Genomic DNA, 22,915 nt, shown 5'->3' with positions numbered 1-22,915 from the left:
ACCATTATCAGTAGCCGCTATAAATAGTTATGATTGATTATGAAAATTAAAACATTGGCTGATATTCTAGCTGAGTCGGACTCCGACTCAGTTGGCTCTACCGAGAGCAAGCGAAAAAAACCAATTAAGTATACTGCCAAAAACTTACCTAAAAAGCCAAGCAAATCTAGCAAGCGCTCTACCTATTCCAAGCGCTCTACCTATTCCAAGATAGACAGCTCATCTCTCGATGACTCTACCATCGACAGCACTTTTTTCGAAGCGCCCTCCTCTAGTACAACCAAAGTCTCTAAATCTAAAAAACGTAAAAAGCGTTTCCATCCAGCAGCTAATTTTACTGCTGAGCCAAGTGATGCCTCCACTTATCAACCGCCTGAAGCGCAAACGATTAAGGAGATGCTAGCAGAAGTTAAACATAGCGTTCATAGTGATGAAACCTGCAACCATTCTGCTATGGATAGTAATGTTGAGCTATCCTCAAACGTTTTAGAGGATAAGAACGAACTATACCCTTCCCACAACAGCGAAACGGACAGTCAAAACGATAATATACCAGCTGCGCTTAAGGCCTATTTACGTACACCTGAACAAAAACAAGCCGAAATCGATGCGATCAAAGCCGAAAGCCGATTGCGTTGGCTAGCATTTTATTATTTGTCGCGCCGTGAATATGGCAAAGCTGAACTCAAGCAAAAACTAATCGATAAGGAGCAAGATCCAGAAAAGGTCGATGTACTCATCGATGAGTTTGAAGAAAAAGGCTATCAGAGTGATTATCGCACCACCCTTATGCTCATACGTGAAAATATCCGCAAAGGTCGAGGGCGCGGACGCATCAAGCAAGAATTCTACCGCAAGAAAATCGCTATGCCAGGTAATATCGATGAGCTGATCGATATGGCAAATGCAGAATCGGATGAGTTTAGCGAGTTTGTAGAGGACAGTGAAGACAATATAGTCGATGGCGTAGATTGGCTCAAACTGGCTGTCATCGCACGTACCAAAAAATACGGTAACAACGTCCCTACTGAGCAAAAGGAAAAAGCAAAACAACTGCGATTTTTGCAATATAGAGGGTTCAATACCGATGTCTGTTTCGCAGCGCTCAACTACACAACGGATACTTTGGCTAACCGCTTTTGATTCGTTCTTTATAATATATCGTCAATTATCATATTAATGATATGCTTTAAACGAGACAAAAAAAGAGCACATCGTGAGATGTGCCCCATAGTCATGATTTAAGAGTGCCACCGCTTTAGAAATTCATAGCGTAGACAACTTTAACTCAAATTGATTATTTTAACGTACCAAGACGGTTAGACAGTTGACCAATGATTTGATCGATTTCTTCATTTGCTTCCGCTTCATTGTCCAGGTTGCCATTAGGGGTTAGCTGGTTCATGACTTCAGGTAATAATTCGGCAAGTCCTTGACGTACTTCTGTTTCATTGGCACCTGTATGAGCGGCCACTTTCTGGATTTCGCTTTCGTCAAACAAGCGATTGATTTCATTTGGGTCTAGATTGTCATTGGCCTCGTTCGTACTCATCCAAGAGCGTGCTTGAGCGCCGTGTCCCATACCAGTGATTTTTGATAGTGCACCGCCGATGCCGCCATTACGCTTGATCCAGCTTAGTACCATCGGCATAAGAACAGCGATAAGCATTCCTTTACCACCAAAACCGCTGCTACTACGTTGACCACCTAATACACTACCCAAGATGTCGCCTAACCCACCAGCGCCTGAGCTCACACTACCACGTTGATTGCCACCTGCCAAACCACCTATAATGTCATCTAAACCAAAACCATTATCTGGCTTGCGGTCATATTGCTGCGGATTATAACCACCAGCCTGGCTACTACCGCCAAGCACACTGCCTAATATATCACCTAAGCCACCTGTACGACGTGGTTCGACACGCTGGTTTACCGGATTACGCTGAGCGTCATCTGGGTTCATCGCGCTACGGGCAACTTGACTCACTAAATTCCCTAATAAACTCATTTTCTATTCCTCTTTATCATATTAATTATAATAAAAAACCACCACCTAAGCCGACAGATACGTGCTTTTCACATGTATAAAATCTGCGACATCGAATGGTTGGTTTATATGCTTTATGCTTGTTTATTAATATAGCAAATCTCTTGGAACAGCAAGATAGGTGTTTTGTTATGACATGTAGGTGTTCGTAAGTTCATGGATATGAGGGTCAAGTTGACATAAAAATTTGATAAAGCCCTATGAAGTTTACTCCATAACGGTATTGGCTAGAACATTGAGCGCCCTCCAGTCCTCACTATTTACTTGGTCACGTAAGACTGTTATCGATAAAGGCTTTTGATAAGGCTCTGTTATTTTAAAATTAATAATAATTACCCATGGGTAACGATGTACAGTGAGTAATTGAGCATGCCACAACTCATCACCTCGACCCGTGCGAACCAACAGCTGCCACTGTTTATCAAGACGTTGCCTTAGCGGCGGCTGGCTGATGCGTAACGGTGTCGGACGGAACATAATGAGATAACTAGCAACGGCTACTGAGACTACCAAAATAAGTACATACTGCCACAATACCAAAGATGCCAGCCATGCCAATACCATCATTAAGACGATTAGGCTGGCATAAAGTAACCACCGTAAACGGCTGGCAGTTTGAATAGCGGTATCAATGCGTAGTGAGGTTACCAGCGTCATATGAGTATGCTATGTAAAACGTCAAATATTGGAGTCATCAGTTGCGCTACTTCTACACCAAATCTTTGGTATGGCGCCAAGTTTTTATTTTATTCACTAACGCCCAGATATCATCCTCTTCTGGTCGATTCTGATTGGTAAAATAATCGAGCAAGTCAGGATCTTCATGCGTGAGCATCTGAGCGAAGGTCTCTTGCTCAGTAGCGTCTGCTGTTAGGTACAGCTCTTTAACATAAGGATCAATATAAAAATCTAATTCTTTTAAACCGCGGCGAGCCTGGTAGATAATACGGCGCTGCTCATTGGTTGGTTCTGGTTGGATAATATTGGTCATACAGATACTCTCATTTTTTAAGTGGTTTTTAATAATCGGTTCAATAGTCAGTAAGAGATAGATTTTAGATATAGCATATAAATATTTCTCACAGTAGCACACCTTATCCATCGTCTCGGCTTATCAAGTGACGCTAGTGAGGATATTCTGATAGTTGACTCCACAATGCCACTGCTTGCTGCATCATTCCTACATTATGCGTACGGATGATACTTGCTCCCTGTTGTAACGCAAATATCCCAGCAGCCGTACCGATTGCATCTCGCTCTATGGCTTGTGTACTTTGCATTGCTTGAGCGCTACTGTTAGTCAACACTTCTGCTAAGAAGCGTTTACGTGAAATGCCAAACATCATGGGTAACTGTAACGCCTGTAGTTTGCTTAATTGACTCAATAATGCACAGTGGTGCTCGTAATTTTTAGCAAAACCAAAGCCTGGGTCTATAATAATTTTATCTTTGTTGACACCAGAGCTTATCACTTCGTGAATGCGAGCAGTCAATTCTGTACTCACCTCACCTATCACATCGTCATACTGTGCCAGATTATTCATCGTGGTTGGCTCACCGCGCATATGCATTAGCATAACAGGTATATCAAGAGTCGCTGCCAACTCTGCTGCACCAGTACGTTTTAGTGCTCTGACGTCATTCCAAATATCAGCACCAGCATCAAAGGCTGCCTGCATGACCTTTGGATTACTGGTATCTATAGATAGCCAGATACTATCACCGCAGTGCTGCCGAATTGCGTGAACCACTGGCACGACTCGCTGTAGCTCCTCAGTAGTCGCGACAGTGTCTGCATGGGGACGAGTAGACTCACCGCCGATATCAATAATAGTCGCGCCCTCTTCTATCATCTGCTGACAATGCGCAACAGCCTTATCTACACCGTTAAATTGCCCACCATCTGAAAATGAGTCTGGTGTGACGTTGAGGATACCCATGATATGAGGCTGCGACAAATTCAGTGTTTTGTCGCGACTGGTGATTTTATAGCTGGGCAAAGGCTGGAATAATGACATGACCGATCTCTAATTAATAATCTTTTTTAGCTGCTTTCGTCTATGCTTATGATACCAGTAAATCTTATGCTGTCCTAAAACCTGTATAAAATGATGACAATAAAAAAGCCCTTTATCATAAAGGGCTTTTTTGTCAAATACAGAGTAGCTTACATTTACATCGCTGGTAGTGGTGGCGGCGTAGTCCCAGTAGTTTTGATATCGTTCTTCGACAAGTTCACTTCGTTATGCTGATACACTCTAGGTGGACGTGGATCTTCACCTGCTAAAATGTCCTGCAGTTGATCACGATCAATAGTTTCCCAGTTCATCAATGCATCAACCATCGCATGCATTTTATCTTGGTTACCTTCAATCAATTCACGAGCAATGTCATATTGCTCTTCTAGCATACGGCGTACTTCGTCATCAACCTTTTGCTGCGTGGCTTCTGAGATCGTACGGCCACCGCCACCAAAGTATCCTTGTGAATTGTCATCATCTTCATAAACCATGATACCAAGTGCGTCAGACATACCGTACTTCGTTACCATTGCACGCGCCATTTTGGTTGCACGTTCAAAGTCATTTGAAGCGCCCGTTGACATCTGGTTGATAAAGACTTCCTCGGCGATACGACCACCAAATAAAATAGCAATGTCACTTAGCATTTTTGATTTATACATGCTGGTTTGGTCATGTTCAGGCAGCTGCCAAGTCACACCAAGGGCAAAACCACGCGGCATAATAGTAACTTTATGCACAGGATCTGTACCTGGCAATAGCTCCGCAACCAAAGCATGACCCGCTTCATGATAAGCCGTGGCACGGCGCTCTTCTTCGCGTATCACCATAGATTTGCGTTCAGGGCCCATGTATAGCTTATCTTTTGCATCTTCAAAGTCATTCATGTCGACGCTGGTCTTGTTACGACGTGCGGCAAACAAGGCCGCCTCGTTTACAAGGTTGGCAAGCTGTGCACCACTGAATCCCGGTGTACCACGAGCAAGAGAACTGGCGTCTACACTGATAGTGTTCGGTAGTTTCTTCAAATGTACTTTTAGGATTTGCTCACGACCTTTGATGTCTGGCAAGCCTACTTGTACCTGACGGTCAAAACGACCTGGACGCAATAACGCTTTATCAAGTACGTCAGCACGGTTAGTTGCAGCAATAACGATAACGCCTTCATTACCTTCAAAACCATCCATCTCAACCAATAGCTGGTTCAATGTCTGCTCACGCTCGTCGTTACCACCGCCCATGCCAGAGCCACGATGACGACCAACTGCATCAATCTCATCGATAAAGATGATACAAGGTGCGCTTTTCTTTGCTTGTTCGAACATGTCACGTACACGTGATGCACCAACACCTACGAACATCTCTACAAAGTCAGACCCTGAGATTGAAAAGAACGGTACTTTAGCTTCACCAGCAATGGCGCGAGCTAGCAATGTCTTACCAGTACCCGGCGGACCTACCATCAAGATACCACGGGGAATCGTCGCACCAAGTTTAGTAAATTTATCTGGATCGCGTAAGAAATCGACCACTTCAACGACTTCTTCTTTGGCCTCTTCACAACCAGCCACGTCTTCGAAGTTCACGTTGATTTGATCTTCAGTCAGCATTTTCGCTTTTGACTTACCAAAGCTCATCGGACCGCCGCCTTTACCACCAGCGCCGCCTTGCATATTACGCATAAAGAATAAGAACAGACCAATAATCAGTAAAATTGGGAAACTGGCTATCAGTAGCTGCATCAGTACGCTTTGGCGCTTTGGTGCCGTTCCTTGAACTTCGACTTGGTTCTCACGTAGCATTGGCATTAGCTGGTCATCTGACACAGCTGGTCTAATGGTCTCAAAAGATGAACCATTTTTCTTTTCGCCGGTGATCTGTTCGCCATCGATCTCAACACTGGCTACTTGGTTTTCTGACACAGCGGTCACAAACTCAGAGTAGTTAAGGTTATCCGGCTCAGAAGACTGATCAAAGCCGCTAAACACCAGTACCAAAACGCCGATTACCACCAGCCACAATAAGGTATTTTTTACCATGTCGCTCACTAGTTATTCCCATCCCTTACTTATTGGTGTGTTTACTAAACACGTGACGTCTATAAACGTGTTACTCATTTTTGATAAATATTTCAATACTAAAAACACTTGCTCAAAATAGCGTGATCCAAAAATAGCAGAAAGGCTTTTTTGGCAAGCAATCAGTATAGAAAAACATAGATATATCGTTAATGAGCTTATAAAACGCTTGTCATCAGACGACTTTGCCTAAAACGTATGCTAAAAACAAAGGTAATATACCATGATATATGGTGCTAACCCGCATAATTCAAGCAGGTTTTGCGATTATTCGTTGAACGATTGTCACAGTTTTAATATTGCGATAGCACTACTTTATGGTGCCTTATTATCTTGCTTACAAGATCTGCAACTTATTGATGTTAAAACTATTTAATCGCTATCCAAAACATCTCTTTTGATCGCGGTCGCGAAGCCCCTGGCTTTATACTACGAATCTTACTAAAATCCTGCTGCATCTGCTTGCGTAATTCTTGGGTACCTTGACCCTGAAACACTTTCATAATAAGTGCGCCACCTTCTGGTAAGGTTGATAAAGCAAAGTCAACTGCCAGCTCGCACAGATACATCATACGTGGCTGATCAATAGCACTGTTCCCAGCCGTATTGGGTGCCATATCAGACAGCACCACATCGACTTGCCTGTCACCTACTTCTGCCATAATGGCATCAAATACTTCAGCTTCACGGAAATCACCCTGAATAAAGGTGACATCAGGTAAAGTATCCATCGGTAAAATGTCAGACGCAATCAAAATGCCATTGTCTCCGACCAGTTGACCAGCTACTTGAGACCAACTACCAGGAGCACTTCCCAAATCTACGACCGTCATGCCTTTTTTAATCAAACTCGTTTTTTCATTAATCTCTAACAACTTATAAGCTGCACGGGCACGGTAGCCATCTTTTTGCGCTTTCTGTACATAATGATCGTCGATATGTTCTTTCATCCAAGCACTGCTGCTCTTTGACAGTTTTTTGTTTTCGATACGCGTGGCCAAAATACCTGCTCCTATGACTTGGCAAACTTAAATATACTCTTTTCAATTACGCTATGACTAGCAATCTAAACTCAATAAGACGTTGATTATTTTAAATGTATCATCGATTAAGCCATTTATTCATGATTGGTCACAAACTGACTAAATTCTATTGGTTAAAACACTGTTTTATAGGGCAGTAGCGTTTATAATATAACAAAACATTCAGTTTAACATTTCCGTCACGTAAAATCGTGCAAAATCCTGCGGATCTCATGCAAGACGGTCTCAGATTATCTATAATGATCAATAACTGTTTCTGACTGTACCCTTTTTATTTTTACCAACACCTAGGAATTCTATGCAACTCGATAACGCTACTATCAAACGCTTAAAAGGCATCGGTCACGAGCTAAAGCCTATCGTTATGATTGGCAACAAAGGTATCACACCGACCATTACTGAAGAGATTGATCGCGCTTTATCAGATCATGAACTTATCAAAGTAAAACTGCCTGCTGGTACCAAAGAAGAACGTGACGTCGTTGGTGCTCAGCTCGCCAAAGCGGCCAATGCGTCTTTGGTTCACTCTATTGGCCGTATGGCACTGCTGCTACGTCAAAACCCAAACGCAAACCCAAAACTGTCTAACCTAGCACGTCATGCGCAATAAGATGATGAGCTGATAACTAGGGTGTGTTCTCATTTTGAAAATATCAAAATACGCTCTAAATAATGACAGCAAATATAAAAGCCGCGATGCATCTTGCTCGCGGCTTTTATATTGCCTGGTAGCTGAAGACTTAATTGGCACCTGATACTAATGCTTAGTAGCCGTCATTTTCATTACTCTTTTATAATTACTATCGAGTTTTATAGACAATGAATCAATCTTTTACTCTCTGTATAGCGACAGAGTCATTAGAGCAAGATGCACAGCTGCTAGGCGTAACTACTGATGATCTGCAGCGTATCGATATCAAAGTAATCGCTGATATTATCAAGCAGCCCGCATTACAATTACGGTTAACCTATCAAATCACCTTACCCAGTCACGTATTAGCAAGTCACGTATTAGCGAGTCAATTGGCGTGGCCAGTTTGGCAGCAATCCCGAGTAAAATTTACTGATTATCTATGGGAAGAGACCTGCCTTGAGTGTTTTATCACTGGCCGCACCATCAGTGGTAAAGAGTCAACGATACGTCAGCAAACAGCGCCTTATATTGAAGTCAATGCCAGTCCTGATGGTCGCTATGCACTCTATAAGTTTAAAGGCTATCGTAACCCTGCTACCTTACCACCAACACCGCTATACGATACTGACGGACTCACACGCGTAGCTATCAACTGGTCTGATAGTGTCAGTCAGCCAGAAACATCTATAAAGAGCGAGCTATCACTAGTAAATTCGTCTTATCAATATGAACGTCGCTTTTCTATTCCTATAACTGAATTACCTAACCATAAATACAGCGTTGCCAATATAACCGTTGAGCAGATACATCCTTGTGTTATTTTGCAGTTTGGTGAGCGCAGTTTATATTTTGCCTCTCAGCACGCCTCTCCACCTGATTTTCATAACCATGACTATTGGTCAACATTTGAGCTTTAACGTGATGCTATGGGTTGTACTCACTCAAATACCCTTATTCTTAATATCTTTGTTTAAAGCACAAAAAAACTCAGCAATGTCATAAAGAGCATTACTGAGTTTGGAGAAAACTTTAGATCTGTTTAACCGATATTTATTTATCAGCCATCGCAAGGTAGATACCACGGTTAGATGCGTCATCGACATACTGCGAATCACGCCATGTCGTGTAGCTATAATTACCGCTGTATGGGCTGATGCTGTTTTGACGGAAATCAGATACCCAGTCGTTACCATCAAAAATCTGAATATGACCATGCGGACGACTTGACGTACGGTTGTAGACAACCACATCGCCAACTTGAGGTGCCATATCATTACTGATTTTGGTAAATCCTGCTTGGGCTAGCGTGCCACGAGAGGCATACTGATATGCTGAAGGATTCGGCGTAAACTCATAGCCTGCTGACTGTAATGCTTTACGTACATAGCGAGCACAATAGCCAGAGCTTCTAGATAGGGCTACTCGTGAAGCATTTGCCGCTGCGATAGCAGGAGCAGAGTTGCGATCAGGAACGCGACTCGCTTGCTGCTGACGCTGCTCGTAAGACAAACGACTCGTCAATGAGGCAAGCTGATATTCTTTCTGTTTAGCATGAGCACTTAGGTTGTCAATGGCTTGACTGATCTCATCGTTGCTATATACATGAGCACCGCTATTAGTGCTATAGATGTTGCGACTAGAACCGTAGTTCGCAGAAGTAGAGATATTTGTGATGGTATGACTCAAGGTATTATTTGGTTGAAAGGTTGTTTCGGCAGCACCACTCGTCTGTGCTATGCCCATTCCCAATACTGACAAAATTAATAAAGCTTGTTTCATAAATTTACTACCTATTGTTAATACAAGTCTGCTCGTCATCCGTGACAAAGCATCGATTAATTTAGAGGATATAATTATCAGATAAACGTGATAAAATCCTGATCACAACAGCTCGTTCTTTTATAGTGACTAATACCAGTACCTTGCTTAGTCAACTGTCTCATAAACCCTATGCTATATACTGCTTCTAGCATGTCTGTTCTGAATATCGAATTTGTCACCTAATAGATGAGTCATTACGATGTCAAAAAAACAGCCTAATCGGCTTGCCCAGCTTATAGATCATCAAGCTTTCGCTGGTAGCGCACTACCTCAAACTCTTGCTGATAACATGCGGCTGTATATAGAGGCGACCAATGAGGTAAAAGAGCTGCTGGTAGACTGTCTACCTGAGGAAATCCTCAATACCTGTTGGGTCGTAGGCTTAACCTCTGAGCAATTAATACTCAGTGTAGGCTCAATGACAGCGGCCAATCATATTCGCTATTTACAAAACGCTTATTTGCAAGTGTTAACAGAGCAGTCAATTACATTTAAACAACTCAAGCAAATCCGCGTTGTAGTAGCTAAAATATCTACTGATAATAGTTCATCTAAACAATCATCAGTGTTATCAGCAACCTTATCAAAACCTTGTAAAGCCAATGAAAATCAGGCTCTTAGCCAAAACACAAGAAGGACTATATCACAGGCTGCGGAGCATGTCACCACTGATAAAAACCTCAAAAAAGCGCTTTTGCGTTTGATAAATGAGTAAAAATATAAATATTGCAATGTAAAGTTATGTAAACAAAAATGCATAATGGCATGGATAACGCTGGGTTTTTGTAATCTATTACACAAAAAAAATCATCTGCCAGTTCCACTTATATCTAAAATGGAACCAACAGATGATTCTTTATTTGCCTACAGCTTTTGTATACAGTGCCTTAGACAGAAAACTAAAAAATTACCTAGACTATATATTCAAAATATGACATATTATATTAATGTAATCATAACGTCACTATGTAATATTACGTAAATGTTTCGATACTTCGTGTATATTCCTGTATTTATCCTTCAACCGCTAAACCATTCAGCGGTAAATACTCTATTGGGCATGTTACATTGTCATCAAAAGTTACAATTTCAAAGTTATCTTCATCAGATAATATCTCACGTACTAGCAAATTGTTTAATGCATGACCAGACTTATAGGCACTAAAACGTCCTATAATCGGATAACCAATCAAATATAAGTCCCCTAATGCATCTAAAATCTTGTGACGAACAAACTCGTCGTTAAAACGTAGACCCTCTTCGTTAAGAATATTCATGTCATCAATGACGATAGCATTGTCCATACTGCCACCTAGAGCCAGATTGTTTTGGCGCATGGCTTCTATATCACGCAAAAATCCAAAAGTACGGGCTTCACTCAATTGCTCAATGAAGTTCTGTGTAGAAAACTGTAGCTGTGCGTGTTGAAAGTTTTTATCGATAGCAGGATGATCAAAGTCAATCTCAAAATTCAATTCAAACCCGTCATAAGGGCGCAGCTCTGCCCACTTATCATCTACTTTTACGCGGACTGGACGGATGATTTTGATAAACTTCTTTGAAGCTTCTTGCTCACAAAACCCTGCATCAAGTAATAAAGCAACAAAAGGCGCTGCACTGCCATCCATGATAGGTATCTCAGAGGCAGAAACACGAACGAGTAAATTATCTACCCCAAGTCCAGCAATCGCGCTAAGCAAGTGCTCGACGGTACCTACTCGCGTCCCACCGAATACTAGATTCGAGGACATCATAGTATCGTGTACCAAAAATGCATTTGCTGGGATAGGCTCGCTACCTACAATATCGGAGCGCTCGAAAACAATACCAGTATCAACCGGCTGTGGATGGAACTCTAAGTCAACAGGCTGACCACTATGTAGACCAGTACCTGTAACGGCTATCGCTGTTTTTATGGTTCTTTGGTTCATGGCTGTTTTCTCACATATTTTGTTACAATTGACATAGTGTACCATTACCTACGCCTAATTCGCTACAAATAAAAAGCGTTAATTTCCTTATCTCCTTGATTGATAACACTTATCGTCCCTATTACTATCCTTGTTGTGGCTCTATTCCTATAACTTTTATGTGCAATTTAAGGATTTAGACAGTAGTTTTTGGACATACTTTTATAGTTTGAAACATTTCATCGTAGTACAACCTTTATTATCGTTCCCTTATATACGAGTCCTGATCTATAGACATAAAAAAGCCAGCATTTAGATGCTGGCTTCTTTGTATGGGGTTAGGGCTATTTGTTTTGTTGGCGCTTCAGATAGTCTTGGATACTATTGGTCTTTGTCTTTGTTTGCTCTTGAGGCGTACTTGGACGCGGAGCAGTGTCCTGATGCATCTGAGCTTGCGAATGCTTCTGGCTGTTCAATGCACTGGTATGCACATTAGGATCGACAGGCTGTGTGCTATTTACAGAAGGTACCGGCTGCTCAACCACTTCTGGCTCTTGACCTGCATTTTCATCCAGAGTCAAACCTGTTGCAATGACTGTGACATGCAAGTCATCACCCATTTTTTCATCAATCACAGAACCATAGAAAATATGAGCGTCATCAATGTCAGTAATTTCTTCAACGATGATACTAATTTTGCTCATCTCATCCAATGATAACGATTCAGAAGAAATGACGTTAACCAGTAGGCCTTTGGCATTTTCTAGACGTAAATCGTCAAGTAATGGTGATCTAATGGCTTTTTCAGTGGCTTGACGGGCACGATCATCACCGCTAGCGCGGCCGATACCCATCATTGCATGACCTTTAGCAGTCATTGCTGTGCGAATGTCGTTAAAGTCAATATTAATCATACCTTCGCTAGCAATCGTCTCTGCAATACCTTGCACAGCATGCAACAACACATCATCTGCTTTTTTGAAGGCATCTTGCATAGAGATGTTACCGTACACACTCATCAACTTATCATTTGGAATGGTGATAATTGAATCAACGAAATTAGTGAGCTGCTCGATACCTGCTTTAGCAGCTTTGATGCGCTTACCGCCTTCAAACTTAAATGGTGTGGTTACGACAGCCACTGTCAACACTTCCATTTCTTTTGCAATACGTGCAACAACGGGCGCTGCACCTGTACCTGTACCGCCGCCCATACCAGCGGTGATGAACACCATATCTGAATGTTCGAGCAATGCGCGGATAGATTCTTCTTCACTTTCGGCAGCTTCACGACCCACTTCTGGATTTGCCCCTGCACCTAGACCACGGTTTGTTTTGGCACCAAGCTGTAGCTTGTGCGGTGCAGTTAGACGATCTAGCGCTTGCTTATCTGTATTAGCACAGACGAACGTTACACCTCTAATTCCTTGTTGTACCATATGTTCAACTGCATTACCGCCGCCGCCGCCAACACCGAATACAGTGAAGCTCGCTTGGCCGTTGTTTTGAAGCTGATTATCATCTGGCATGGTGTATTTTGACATAAAAAAGATTCTCCAGTTGCAGATAGCGTATAGGTCGATACGTATTGACGCACTCATATGGCGCGCTATCGACATACTATATATAAATGTATTTAAATAAAACAGGGCTATAGATCAAATAGTTCAGCATAGACAATAATATGTCATTACCTAAAGGTATTACTTTTCTTGCTTAGCGTATTGTTATCAATATTATTTCAATTTTTCTCAAATTACTCATTAGTGTCTTGTGGGCTGCTTAGACATTAAATAACTCATAAAAACAGGACTGCAAAGCACACTACTATAGTATTTTTTTCAACACGTTAGCGAAGCGTTGCCCTGCGCTTTGAAAGACACCTGTGACTCGATTTTTTTGGATCGTATCAGGCTCGCTTTTTTCACTGCGGCGAAACTGCTCGCTTTGACTATATAGTAGTGTACCAAAAGCCGTTTGATAAGCACGGTCGTTCACCTGACTATTAAGCTGCTTGAATGATTCATCATTATCAAAATGGTTATAGGCACTGATAGCAGGATGAGTATTGGTCAATACGACTGGCATTTTTAGCAGTCTTTTGGCAAAAGGTATCATGCCTTTGATTGTACTACCGCCACCCGTTAGTACGATGCCCTTATCTATATAGCCTATCAAACCCGCTTCATGTAACTGACGGGCCACTTCTGTAAATATCTGCACATAACGTGCTTCGATAATGCGTGCTAGATTATAGATACCGATATTGATTTCATCACTAGACCCTTGCGGCTTAAACAAGAAGAAAGCGCTGGGGTCAACGCTGGTAGCGTCAGCAGTTCCGTGAGATTTTTTCAACCGCTCAGCTTCGATCATCGATATGCCAAAATCAGCTGAGATATCCATCGTTACTTCGTGACTGCCAGTAGCAATACAATGGGTAAAGATTAATTTATTTTCTTTATAAACGCAGATACTGGTCGTGCTGGCACCAATATCCACCAAGCACACGCCTTGCTGACGCTCTTCACTCATCAAACTATATTCGGCACTGGTCACCGCGTCGAACACAATATGATCGATACCGACGTCGCAACTTTGCAATAATTTTTGGATATTTTGGCGGCTAGCGACTGGCATCATCATCATGTGATACATCACAGTAATGTTGTGTGCCATCATCTCAATGACGTCATCGACCATAAAATCTTGATCGTCGACGTAGATACCTTGCTGGCAACAATGCATAAGGTAGTAATCAGATGGTAGATCGCGTGATTTGGCATTAGACAATGCCTGTACCATATCATTGGCTCGCACGACTTCATCTTCTACCCTAACTTCCCCTGCGCTGTTTTTACTAGACAGTTCGGGAGTCGCTAGGGTTAACCACACACTATGCACGCGGCAGTTAGCAGTATCTTCAGCTTCTTGGATAGCTTGCTTGATAGCACCTTGTAGACGTTCACGATGCTTTATTTGCCCTTGATAAAAATCGCTGTTCTTAACTTTCCCCACGCCCAAAATACGAATGTCTTTTGCAGAGACAACATTGCCAATAACGACATATACTGCCGTGGCACTTAAATGGACAACAACCAGATTTTCATTATTTTTCATGGTACCAGACAAATTATCGCTAGACAGGAGCACATACAATGTCCTCCTGTTGAATCGTTAAAAAAAGCGTTATTAACACGCTATGATGTTGTACATATATTATTCGTTTAAGCCAAATAGTTTCAAATCAGGTCATGACCACTCATTGACTATGCTGCTTTGCTTAGTGCTACTGTGGCTGTTCTAATTCCTCAACAGGTGATGCTGACATATCCCAAGCTATGGTAAAGCCGTTTTTATAACGTAAATCTACAGACTGTATCTCATCACGGCGTCCGCTTAACTGATTGCCAAGTAGCTGGCTTAGATTCAGTAACTTCTGCGCCGTGTTTTCATTATCAACAATAACGCGTAAGCCATTATCAAAACGAATCAACCACGTCATTCTTGGTGATAAGATAATATCGGCAACTTGCATATCAAGTGGTGTATACCAATCGTTGACCTGCTGCATTTGTTGCATAATAACTGGTGCTTGAGTCATCTCACCTTGTAAGGTAGCAAAACGTTCCTGAGTCAAATCGTTACTATCAGCGGGAACAAAAACAGCGCCCTTTGCATCGACCAGACGTTCTGTACCAAAGTTGGCGACCGCTTGCTTCGGTAAAGCGGTAACAACAATACCGCGTTGCCAGTCACGAGAGATACTCACTTGATCAACCCAGGCCAAACCCGTCGTGATATCTCGCAACGCTTGTAGATCGGAAGTAAAAAAACTACTGACCTTTTGCTGATCCATCACCGTTTGCAACGAGTTATATTGGGCGCTAGACAATCCTTGGTTACTGACATGAATCTCAGCTGGCGGTGCATCACGCAGTGCTTTGCCACCCATTATCAATATCAGTACTAGCAATCCTATTACCAATATCATAAAAAGATATTTGACCGAATTCGGTATCTGGATTTTAGATACTGGGCGACCGGCTTTATCACTCATCAAGTCAGTTACCTCGTTGACAGTTTGAGCCATAACGACCTTTGTCCCTATATTTGCATAAAACTGATCATGCTCATTATTGATATAAATCTGCATACACTTTGCAGAAGCCTATTCATTCGATATATTATCAAAGTCTGTCAATAAAACGACTCGTACACTGCAATTATTCTTATTTAAACGTAACATTTTTCTTAGGTTATGAATAACTTATGAGTTATCTCTATCACAGAGATAAATATTATTAAACTAAACCCATTCTTGCAATATTAACGTATTTCATAGTCAAACAATAGCCTAACACTCGTTAGCAGCCTTGAATTTACACAAGTTTACATGAAGCTATGATATAGCAGCTTTAGCAACACGTTGAACACGCTAATAACGGTTAGTAGTATGGGATAAAAACACGACTATATAACTACAACTAACTATAGAACCGCAAATGAATTAAACAGCGAATAACTATACTGTCTGCGATAGTATGTGCCAGCACAATGTATCAAAGTCCATGCCGCGTGCTTTGGCTGCCATCGGGACCAAGCTATGGCTAGTCATACCAGGCACTGTGTTAATCTCTAGTAGCCAGAAATTGCCTGCTTCATCTTGCATGGCATCAATACGCCCCCAACCTTTTGCATCCACTGCACGAAATGCAGCAAGACTTAAATCTTGTAGATGCTTTTCGTCGGCAGCAGTCAATCCGCAAGGAATATAGTAGCTGGTATCATTGCGATTGTACTTTGCTTCAAAATCATAGAAGTTGGTAATGTCGGCAGGCTCAAGGCGGATGACAGGATAAGCTTCGTCATCAATAATCACAATCGTAAATTCACGACCTGTAATCCAGCGTTCAGCCATTACAGCATCACCGCACTGTACTGCGGTAGCATAAGCAGCAGGCAACTCATCTAAATGGTTGACCTTTGTCATACCAATACTTGAGCCTTCATGAACGGGTTTGATGATAAGTGGTAGACCCAGCATGTTAACCACTTGCTGCCAATCCGTATCGGCCGTCAATAATGAAAAAGGGGCTGTCGATAAACCGCAACCTTGCCATAGCTGCTTGGTACGGACTTTATCCATGCCCAATGCTGATGCCAAAATACCTGAGCCGGTCTGCGGTATGTCAAACCACTGCAGTACACCTTGTAATAAACCGTCTTCACCGCCGCGACCATGTAAGACGTTGAACACGCGATCGTACTCACGTAATTCTGTGATATCTTGATGCTTTGGATCAAAGTGAGTTGCATCGACGCCTTGATTTTGAAGTGCTTGCAAGACAGCAGCGCCACTATCCAAAGACACACTACGCTCATTGCTACTGCCACCATAAACGACGGCAACCTTTCCGAACTGCTTCGCGTCTTTTACATGACTGGTTATCGTACTGACAGAGGTTACGTTGTCTGTTTTGTTTGACGTAGTATCAACGTTATCTTGTTTTACTTGTGCAGCTGCGGCCATTGCCATCTCTGGATTGGTAATGGCTTGGTTCTGATTGCTTGTATTGTCTTTATTATTAGTCGTCATGAGGACAGCTCCTAAATTTTAGCTTACTTGATATAAAGGTTATTGGCAGCCAAGTCGACAGCAATCTGTCCCACGTTACCTGCACCTTGCGTGATGAGCATATCATTGGCTTTTAATAAACGCTGCATAACAGGAGCTAGATTGTCTTTGTCAATAATCGTTGGCTCAACTTCACCGCGCAGACGAATACTGCGTGCTAATGATTTGGTATCAGCGCCTGTGATCGGACTCTCACCTGCTGAATAAACATCCAATAGTAGTAGCTCGTCTACACTTGATAACACATCAACAAAATCATCGTAGCAATCGCGAGTACGGCTATAACGATGTGGCTGGAACAGCATAACCAAACGACGATCAGGGAAGCTTTGGCGCGCGGCTTTGATAGTGGCGTCGACTTCTTTTGGGTGATGACCATAATCATCAATCAATAAGACATTGCCATCATCGATATCCACAGAAGCATGCTGTTCAAAGCGACGCCCTACCCCTTCAAATTTCTGTAGCGCACGCTCAATCGCTGCATCATCTACCCCTTCATCGGTTGCCATCGTGATAGCAGCAAGCGCGTTGTAGACGTTGTGCGTACCAGGAATATTCAGCGTCAAACGCAGCGGCTCACGGTCACGGCGCAATACAGTAAAATGTGTTTTGGTACCTTCAGTTACCAAATCGATGGCTTGTACGTCGTTAAAGGGCTCAAGTCCAAAGGTCAACACTGGGCGACCAATATCATCGATCATTGCATACAACTCAGGATCATCACCACATACCACTGCTAAGCCATAAAATGGCATGTTCTGCAAAAACTGAATATAGGCGGCTTTTAGTTTATCAAAGCTGTTTTCATAAGTTTCCATATGGTCTTGGTCGATGTTAGTCACGATCGCGGCCATCGGGCGCAATGATAAAAATGACGCATCAGACTCATCTGCTTCTGCTACCAAGAAACGGCTGCTACCTAACGCTGCATTCTTACCAGACGCATTTAACTTACCGCCAATCACATAAGTAGGATCTAACTGCCCTTCTGCCATCATCGTAGTCAATAGACTAGTCGTTGTCGTTTTACCATGAGCGCCTGCAACAGCAATACCATGACGATAACGCATCAGCTCACCAAGCATATCGGCGCGGCGTACTACCGGTAGACGCGCTTCAAGCGCTGCCTTCACTTCAGGGTTACTGCGATCAATTGCTGATGACACGACAATCACATCAGCGTTGGCGATGTTTTTGGAATCATGGCCAATTGATATCTTGATACCAATCTGCTGTAGACGCTTAGTAACTAGACTCTCTGCAATATCAGAACCACTGACTTGATAGCCTTGGTTGTTCATTACCTCAGCGATACCGCACATACCTGAGCCACCAATACCAATAAAATGTAAATGCTGAATACGGCGCATTTCTGGTATTTCAATCAAACGCTTAGGTAAGGCTTTGGCAGAGGTAGACATAAAATTTTCTCTTTATTAAAGGATAATAAAAATTAAAGAACAGTAGAAGGTGGTAAATGAAAAATAACGAGTGGCAAGGCGTAAACTATAGCGCTTGCCAAATAATATCAGCGACTTGCTGACTTGCGCTACGATTGGCTAAGGCATGACCCTTTTTTGCCATTGTTAGGCAGTTGTCGCGATTGAGTACCGCAAGCTCATCATGCAAACGCGCCGCGGTCAGCTCAGACTGCGGTAATAGGATTGCCGCATCGTGTGAGGTCAACGTGCGAGCATTCGCCGTTTGATGGTCATCAACGGCATGCGGCAATGGTACAAAGATAGCGGCAATACCGACATTTTGGATTTCGGTCACTGTCAATGCACCAGCACGGCAAACGATGACATCTGCCCAGTTGTAGGCTGCGGCCATATCATTGATAAAAGGCTGTACAGTAAATTGATGCTTGCTTAAATCTTGTTCGCTATAAGCCGCCTGCGTGGCGGCTTCGTTGTTGCGTCCACATTGATGAAGGACTTCGAAGGGCTTATCTAGTAAAGCCAGCGCTTTTGGTACCGTGTCATTTAATACTTGCGCACCAAGTGAGCCGCCCACAACTAATAGTTTAAGCGGTGCATTATCAGTCACATCGTAGCGTACTACCGGTTCTGCAACCCCAGTGATGGCATTGCGCACAGGGTTACCGACAGTTTCAAGCTTGGTATCCTGCTCACTATTGGCAAAGGTATTCTCAAAGGCTTGCAGTGTCTTTGCAGACAGCTTAGACAGGTAGCGATTGCTCATACCAGCAATAGCGTTTTGTTCATGAATAATCAGCGGTGTATTGGTCAGGCGTGCAGCCAGACCACCCGGCGCACTCACATAACCACCGAACCCAACAACCACGTCGATTTGATTACTGCGAATTATTTTTACAGCAGCCATCGTCGCTGATAGCAGAGTGACAGGTAGCTTTAATAGTCGGCCAACGCCTTTACCGCGTAGTCCCTGCATATTGATGGCATGAAAAGGATAACCTGTCGGTTCAACCAAACCATTCTCCATGCCATTTGGGGTTCCTAACCAATGAATCACCGCGCCGCGACGGGTCAACTCATCACTTACTGCAAGCGCTGGAAAAACATGCCCGCCAGTACCAGCTGCCATCATCAATATCTGCGGTGTTTTCATGAACGCCTGCCTATCTTTGCTTTATTTATATGAAGAGTTTATCTTGCTGCTACGATGCCACTAATCAAAAATAATGACATGGCAAAAGCCCGCATAGTATAGAGGAAATCATTGGCTTGTATACAGTACTTTGTGCAGCAAAAACAACAAAAACCTCAGTCGTGAGCTTGCACGACTGAGTACTATATATTACTGATGAACCATCAAGAAGCAATGACTGATTTCACGCCAAAACATAGATGTTGTATCGTCAGAATACGTCTTGAACTGGGGGCAACTATACCGTAAATTTATTCTCAATCGCCATGATAAAGTCGGTTGCGATATCTGTACCGCATTGGTCGTCGATCTCACGTACACATGTTGGACTAGTGACGTTAATCTCAGTGATGCGCCCACCAATTAAGTCTAAACCAACAAACATCAGACCTTTTTCTTTGACAATCGGTGCCACAACTTCTGCCACTTGGCGCTCGATATCAGTCAATGGCATGGCCACACCGCTACCACCCGCTGCTAGGTTGCCTCGCGTCTCGCCTTTGCTTGGAATACGTGCCAAGCTATAATCGACCACGACCCCATCAACGATTAGCACACGCTTGTCACCGTCTTTGATCTCAGGTAGATAACGCTGCGCCATAATTGGCAACGTCTCAAGCTCCGTTAGCACCTCAATCGTTACGCCAATATTAGGACTATCGGCAGTTAGACGAAAGATACCGGTACCGCCCATACCGTCTAATGGCTTGACGATGACATCCTGCTGTTCAGCGATAAACTGACGAATATGCGCCTGCTTGCTGGTCACAATCGTTGGGCTCATATATTCACTAAACCATGTCGCAAATAACTTCTCATTACAATCACGGATGGCTTGCGGATCATTGACCACGAGCACGCCTGCCGCTTTTGCATGATCAAGCATATAAGTGGCGTAGATAAAGCGCATGTCAAACGGTGGATCTTTGCGCATCAAAATCACATCGTAATCACTGACCAGACCTGTTGCTTTATCGTCCAATGTATAAAAATCTGTAGGATCGCGCTTCACGGTAAGCGGCTGCGTGTCGATCATCAACTGCCCACGGTCCAACCACAAGTCATGAATCTGACAGTAACCAAGTTGATGTCCACGGTCCTGAGCTGCCCACATCATAGCGAGACTGGTGTCTTTTTTATAATTGACCCGCTCGATAGGATCCATAATAACGAGGATCTTTAGCGGTTTCTTTTGGTTTTGTTGGCTCATTGTTTGACTCATAGTAAGGCTCACTTACGTTATATTGTTGATATGAAATAAACTCAGTGCTCAACTATACGCCGTACTGCTCACGATAATGTTGCATTTTAGCTAATTGGGTCGCGTCTTTATGCTGGCTTTTATCACTTGCCAAATAACTGATCAAGTCATCGATATCAACCAATGCACGTACAGGCACTTCTAGTGTCGCCGCAAGCTCTTGGATAGCAGAGTGTTCAGCTTGACCTTTTTCTTTGCGATCAAGCGCAACAATAATACCAGCAACACTCGCTCCTGCCTGCTCCAAGATCTCGACCACTTCACGCATGGCTGTGCCTGCTGTAATGACATCATCGAGTACCCATACCGCTTTGCCAGTCACATCTGCACCCACTAAATTACCACCTTCACCATGGGTTTTGGCTTCTTTGCGGTTGTAACCCCATTTGGCATTGATACCATGGTGTAGCCACAACGCTTGCGCGGTCGCCGCGACAAAAGGAATACCTTTATAAGCCGCACCAAAGATGACCAACTCTTGCTCATCGTTTTTGTCATCTACTGCACGCACTTGCTCTGCTAGCGCGTCTGCGTAACCACGTGCTAGCAGCGACAACATCTCGCCAGTCGCAAGCAGACCTGCATTAAAAAAGTACGGGCTGATGCGACCAGATTTGAGGACAAACTCACCAAACTTTAGCACATGGTTATCTAAAGCCAACTGAATAAATTGATGAGATGAAAACATAGTATCTTGCTGGTATGGTGCGTGAGGCATTATTACATTCCTATCAGTAAAAAGAGGGGCGAAAAACTGGCATTATTGTACGCATTATTGGTCAGCTTGACCAACCGTTGATTTCATAGTCTTGCATATTGGCATAGCGAGTCAATAAACCACTACGCGACGAGAGGTTAAAGTAGCTCTGACCGTCTGCGCGTACTTGTATCTCCCAACCCAAGTGATATGCAGCAGCAATGATGTGTCCTGCAAATAGACGAATCTGGCGATACGCATGTTGCTGCGCAGGCTCACAAACGATTTGACTGAGCAAATAACTACGCACATATTGGCAGATTTGCGCGGCACTATAACTATGATTGATACTTTTACGAGTAGTACATTGCTTGAGCACATGGACAGCGACGCTACATGCCATAATATCCGTGACCAAGCTGCCCTCACCTGTCTCAAACTGCTGCGGCTGCAAAATCACTTGCCAGTCATCTGCATACATACTATTCAACAGCTCATCAGGGTTGTAACGCTTTACTAGTGCTCGTAGAGAGGCTGAAGGCTCATTAGCGTTGCTACTATTATCTGGATCGGTCGTTGCGGCATTATCAGCAGATGCAAACCCATAGCGGTTCAGTTTTGGATAGGCACGAATGGCCTGCTGAATATCGGACATATCTAATAATGTCATGCCTGATAAGGGTGATACTAATGGCTGCTCACTGTGATTCTGATAAAAACTATCAGGTAGCTCGATGAGCTGTGCTGCATTGAGTAGTGACAAGTGCTCGGCCAATGCTTCTGATGCTATCAGCGTCCACTTCGATAAGCTGGACTCAGTCGGCTGATAAAAACGCGTCGAGTTGCCATAAAGTCGACGCAACTGACCATCTAGGCGGCGCGCAGGCTCGGGAATATCACTTAGGGGGCGAGCAGGATCAAGGGGCGATCGTTTGGGATCAAAGTTAGGATGGACAATCGCAGGCTGCTGCGAGTCAGCTAGCAGAGACGATTGCTCAGCCTTTTTTTGGACGTGACCTTCTGCAAGCTTACCGCCTTCTGCTGCACTATTAGCATTAGATAAGCGGTTATCAGAAGTAGAAGGCTGGGTCATGAAATCTCCATAGACTATAAAATATAAAACAAGTA

Annotated in this window: 21 protein-coding genes; 4 read left to right on the top strand and 17 right to left on the bottom strand. The window is 43.2% G+C overall.

Annotated elements, in window-relative coordinates:
* Window positions 1-39 precede the first annotated feature (39 nt).
* Window positions 40-1,143: a regulatory protein RecX gene (locus tag AC5JPO_RS11250; RefSeq protein WP_443525761.1), complete on the top strand. Its 1,104-nt coding sequence runs from the start codon at window positions 40-42 to the stop codon at window positions 1,141-1,143.
* Window positions 1,144-1,297: 154 nt separating this feature from the next.
* On the opposite strand, the gene AC5JPO_RS11245 is transcribed toward AC5JPO_RS11250, so the two are convergent.
* The 6 genes from AC5JPO_RS11245 to AC5JPO_RS11220 all read right to left on the bottom strand — a co-directional run bounded on the left by AC5JPO_RS11245 (window position 1,298) and on the right by AC5JPO_RS11220 (window position 7,150).
* Window positions 1,298-2,011 (bottom strand): YidB family protein, encoded by a 714-nt coding sequence (locus AC5JPO_RS11245; RefSeq protein ID WP_443525759.1) that lies wholly within the window; start codon window positions 2,009-2,011, stop codon window positions 1,298-1,300.
* Between the two features lie 246 nt (window positions 2,012-2,257).
* On the bottom strand, window positions 2,258-2,707 hold the full coding sequence (locus AC5JPO_RS11240; protein ID WP_443525757.1) for a hypothetical protein: 450 nt from the start codon (window positions 2,705-2,707) through the stop codon (window positions 2,258-2,260).
* A 52-nt stretch (window positions 2,708-2,759) separates the two neighbouring features.
* Window positions 2,760-3,041, bottom strand: coding sequence for an FAD assembly factor SdhE (locus AC5JPO_RS11235; protein WP_443525756.1), 282 nt, complete (start codon window positions 3,039-3,041; stop codon window positions 2,760-2,762).
* Between the two features lie 133 nt (window positions 3,042-3,174).
* A complete protein-coding gene (gene folP, locus AC5JPO_RS11230) occupies window positions 3,175-4,068 on the bottom strand; it encodes a dihydropteroate synthase (RefSeq protein ID WP_443525754.1) in 894 nt (297 codons plus the stop codon).
* A gap of 155 nt (window positions 4,069-4,223) precedes the next feature.
* Window positions 4,224-6,119: an ATP-dependent zinc metalloprotease FtsH gene (gene ftsH, locus AC5JPO_RS11225; RefSeq protein WP_443525752.1), complete on the bottom strand. Its 1,896-nt coding sequence runs from the start codon at window positions 6,117-6,119 to the stop codon at window positions 4,224-4,226.
* Between the two features lie 398 nt (window positions 6,120-6,517).
* The gene (locus AC5JPO_RS11220; protein WP_319051419.1) at window positions 6,518-7,150 is read right to left on the bottom strand and encodes an RlmE family RNA methyltransferase; all 633 of its coding nucleotides are present in this window, start codon (window positions 7,148-7,150) and stop codon (window positions 6,518-6,520) included.
* A 340-nt stretch (window positions 7,151-7,490) separates the two neighbouring features.
* Between AC5JPO_RS11220 and AC5JPO_RS11215 the strand changes: the two genes are divergently transcribed.
* Both AC5JPO_RS11215 and AC5JPO_RS11210 read left to right on the top strand, forming a co-directional pair.
* A complete protein-coding gene (locus AC5JPO_RS11215) occupies window positions 7,491-7,802 on the top strand; it encodes a YhbY family RNA-binding protein (RefSeq protein ID WP_319051418.1) in 312 nt (103 codons plus the stop codon).
* Window positions 7,803-8,011: 209 nt separating this feature from the next.
* The gene (locus AC5JPO_RS11210; RefSeq protein ID WP_443525750.1) at window positions 8,012-8,743 is read left to right on the top strand and encodes a DOMON domain-containing protein; all 732 of its coding nucleotides are present in this window, start codon (window positions 8,012-8,014) and stop codon (window positions 8,741-8,743) included.
* A 133-nt stretch (window positions 8,744-8,876) separates the two neighbouring features.
* Here AC5JPO_RS11210 and AC5JPO_RS11205 read toward each other — a convergent pair whose 3' ends face one another.
* On the bottom strand, window positions 8,877-9,605 hold the full coding sequence (locus AC5JPO_RS11205) for a CHAP domain-containing protein (RefSeq protein WP_319051416.1): 729 nt from the start codon (window positions 9,603-9,605) through the stop codon (window positions 8,877-8,879).
* A gap of 241 nt (window positions 9,606-9,846) precedes the next feature.
* Here AC5JPO_RS11205 and AC5JPO_RS11200 point away from each other — a divergent pair, with 241 nt between their 5' ends.
* Entirely contained in the window at window positions 9,847-10,362 is a 516-nt protein-coding gene (locus tag AC5JPO_RS11200; RefSeq protein ID WP_443525749.1) for a hypothetical protein, read from the top strand.
* A gap of 298 nt (window positions 10,363-10,660) precedes the next feature.
* Here AC5JPO_RS11200 and lpxC read toward each other — a convergent pair whose 3' ends face one another.
* From lpxC to AC5JPO_RS11150, 10 genes are all read right to left on the bottom strand, one after another.
* A complete protein-coding gene (lpxC, locus tag AC5JPO_RS11195; protein ID WP_443525747.1) occupies window positions 10,661-11,578 on the bottom strand; it encodes a UDP-3-O-acyl-N-acetylglucosamine deacetylase in 918 nt (305 codons plus the stop codon).
* 323 nt (window positions 11,579-11,901) lie between these two features.
* Window positions 11,902-13,101, bottom strand: a complete 1,200-nt coding sequence (gene ftsZ, locus AC5JPO_RS11190) for a cell division protein FtsZ (RefSeq protein WP_443525746.1) — start codon at window positions 13,099-13,101, stop codon at window positions 11,902-11,904.
* A gap of 283 nt (window positions 13,102-13,384) precedes the next feature.
* Window positions 13,385-14,710 (bottom strand): cell division protein FtsA, encoded by a 1,326-nt coding sequence (ftsA, locus tag AC5JPO_RS11185; RefSeq protein ID WP_443525745.1) that lies wholly within the window; start codon window positions 14,708-14,710, stop codon window positions 13,385-13,387.
* A gap of 136 nt (window positions 14,711-14,846) precedes the next feature.
* A complete protein-coding gene (locus AC5JPO_RS11180) occupies window positions 14,847-15,650 on the bottom strand; it encodes a cell division protein FtsQ/DivIB (RefSeq protein ID WP_443525744.1) in 804 nt (267 codons plus the stop codon).
* A gap of 432 nt (window positions 15,651-16,082) precedes the next feature.
* Complete coding sequence (locus tag AC5JPO_RS11175; RefSeq protein ID WP_443525742.1) at window positions 16,083-17,156, bottom strand: D-alanine--D-alanine ligase; 1,074 nt, start codon at window positions 17,154-17,156, stop codon at window positions 16,083-16,085.
* A gap of 23 nt (window positions 17,157-17,179) precedes the next feature.
* A complete protein-coding gene (gene murC, locus AC5JPO_RS11170) occupies window positions 17,180-18,619 on the bottom strand; it encodes a UDP-N-acetylmuramate--L-alanine ligase (protein WP_443525741.1) in 1,440 nt (479 codons plus the stop codon).
* An 85-nt stretch (window positions 18,620-18,704) separates the two neighbouring features.
* The gene (gene murG / locus AC5JPO_RS11165; RefSeq protein WP_443525740.1) at window positions 18,705-19,790 is read right to left on the bottom strand and encodes an undecaprenyldiphospho-muramoylpentapeptide beta-N-acetylglucosaminyltransferase; all 1,086 of its coding nucleotides are present in this window, start codon (window positions 19,788-19,790) and stop codon (window positions 18,705-18,707) included.
* Between the two features lie 277 nt (window positions 19,791-20,067).
* Window positions 20,068-21,039: a glutathione synthase gene (gene gshB / locus AC5JPO_RS11160; RefSeq protein ID WP_443525738.1), complete on the bottom strand. Its 972-nt coding sequence runs from the start codon at window positions 21,037-21,039 to the stop codon at window positions 20,068-20,070.
* Window positions 21,040-21,103: 64 nt separating this feature from the next.
* On the bottom strand, window positions 21,104-21,808 hold the full coding sequence (gene pyrE, locus AC5JPO_RS11155) for an orotate phosphoribosyltransferase (protein ID WP_443525737.1): 705 nt from the start codon (window positions 21,806-21,808) through the stop codon (window positions 21,104-21,106).
* Window positions 21,809-21,869: 61 nt separating this feature from the next.
* Complete coding sequence (locus tag AC5JPO_RS11150; protein WP_443525736.1) at window positions 21,870-22,880, bottom strand: hypothetical protein; 1,011 nt, start codon at window positions 22,878-22,880, stop codon at window positions 21,870-21,872.
* Window positions 22,881-22,915 lie beyond the last annotated feature (35 nt).

It is taken from the genome of Psychrobacter sp. H25, assembly GCF_059076335.1.
The sequence above is the reverse complement of the archived record's forward strand: the minus strand, read 5'-3'. Positions and strand labels throughout refer to the sequence as shown.

Bases quoted from the DNA above. Each gene is read 5' to 3' on its own strand.
- AC5JPO_RS11250 (WP_443525761.1), top strand. From the start codon at position 40: ATGAAAATTAAAACATTGGCTGATATTCTAGCTGAGTCGGACTCCGAC.
- AC5JPO_RS11245 (WP_443525759.1), bottom strand. From the start codon at position 2,011: ATGAGTTTATTAGGGAATTTAGTGAGTCAAGTTGCCCGTAGCGCGATG.
- AC5JPO_RS11240 (WP_443525757.1), bottom strand. From the start codon at position 2,707: ATGACGCTGGTAACCTCACTACGCATTGATACCGCTATTCAAACTGCC.
- AC5JPO_RS11235 (WP_443525756.1), bottom strand. From the start codon at position 3,041: ATGACCAATATTATCCAACCAGAACCAACCAATGAGCAGCGCCGTATT.
- folP (WP_443525754.1), bottom strand. From the start codon at position 4,068: ATGTCATTATTCCAGCCTTTGCCCAGCTATAAAATCACCAGTCGCGAC.
- AC5JPO_RS11215 (WP_319051418.1), top strand. From the start codon at position 7,491: ATGCAACTCGATAACGCTACTATCAAACGCTTAAAAGGCATCGGTCAC.
- AC5JPO_RS11210 (WP_443525750.1), top strand. From the start codon at position 8,012: ATGAATCAATCTTTTACTCTCTGTATAGCGACAGAGTCATTAGAGCAA.
- AC5JPO_RS11205 (WP_319051416.1), bottom strand. From the start codon at position 9,605: ATGAAACAAGCTTTATTAATTTTGTCAGTATTGGGAATGGGCATAGCA.
- AC5JPO_RS11200 (WP_443525749.1), top strand. From the start codon at position 9,847: ATGTCAAAAAAACAGCCTAATCGGCTTGCCCAGCTTATAGATCATCAA.
- lpxC (WP_443525747.1), bottom strand. From the start codon at position 11,578: ATGAACCAAAGAACCATAAAAACAGCGATAGCCGTTACAGGTACTGGT.
- ftsZ (WP_443525746.1), bottom strand. From the start codon at position 13,101: ATGTCAAAATACACCATGCCAGATGATAATCAGCTTCAAAACAACGGC.
- AC5JPO_RS11180 (WP_443525744.1), bottom strand. From the start codon at position 15,650: ATGGCTCAAACTGTCAACGAGGTAACTGACTTGATGAGTGATAAAGCC.
- AC5JPO_RS11175 (WP_443525742.1), bottom strand. From the start codon at position 17,156: ATGACGACTAATAATAAAGACAATACAAGCAATCAGAACCAAGCCATT.
- murC (WP_443525741.1), bottom strand. From the start codon at position 18,619: ATGTCTACCTCTGCCAAAGCCTTACCTAAGCGTTTGATTGAAATACCA.
- murG (WP_443525740.1), bottom strand. From the start codon at position 19,790: ATGAAAACACCGCAGATATTGATGATGGCAGCTGGTACTGGCGGGCAT.
- gshB (WP_443525738.1), bottom strand. From the start codon at position 21,039: ATGAGCCAACAAAACCAAAAGAAACCGCTAAAGATCCTCGTTATTATG.
- pyrE (WP_443525737.1), bottom strand. From the start codon at position 21,808: ATGCCTCACGCACCATACCAGCAAGATACTATGTTTTCATCTCATCAA.
- AC5JPO_RS11150 (WP_443525736.1), bottom strand. From the start codon at position 22,880: ATGACCCAGCCTTCTACTTCTGATAACCGCTTATCTAATGCTAATAGT.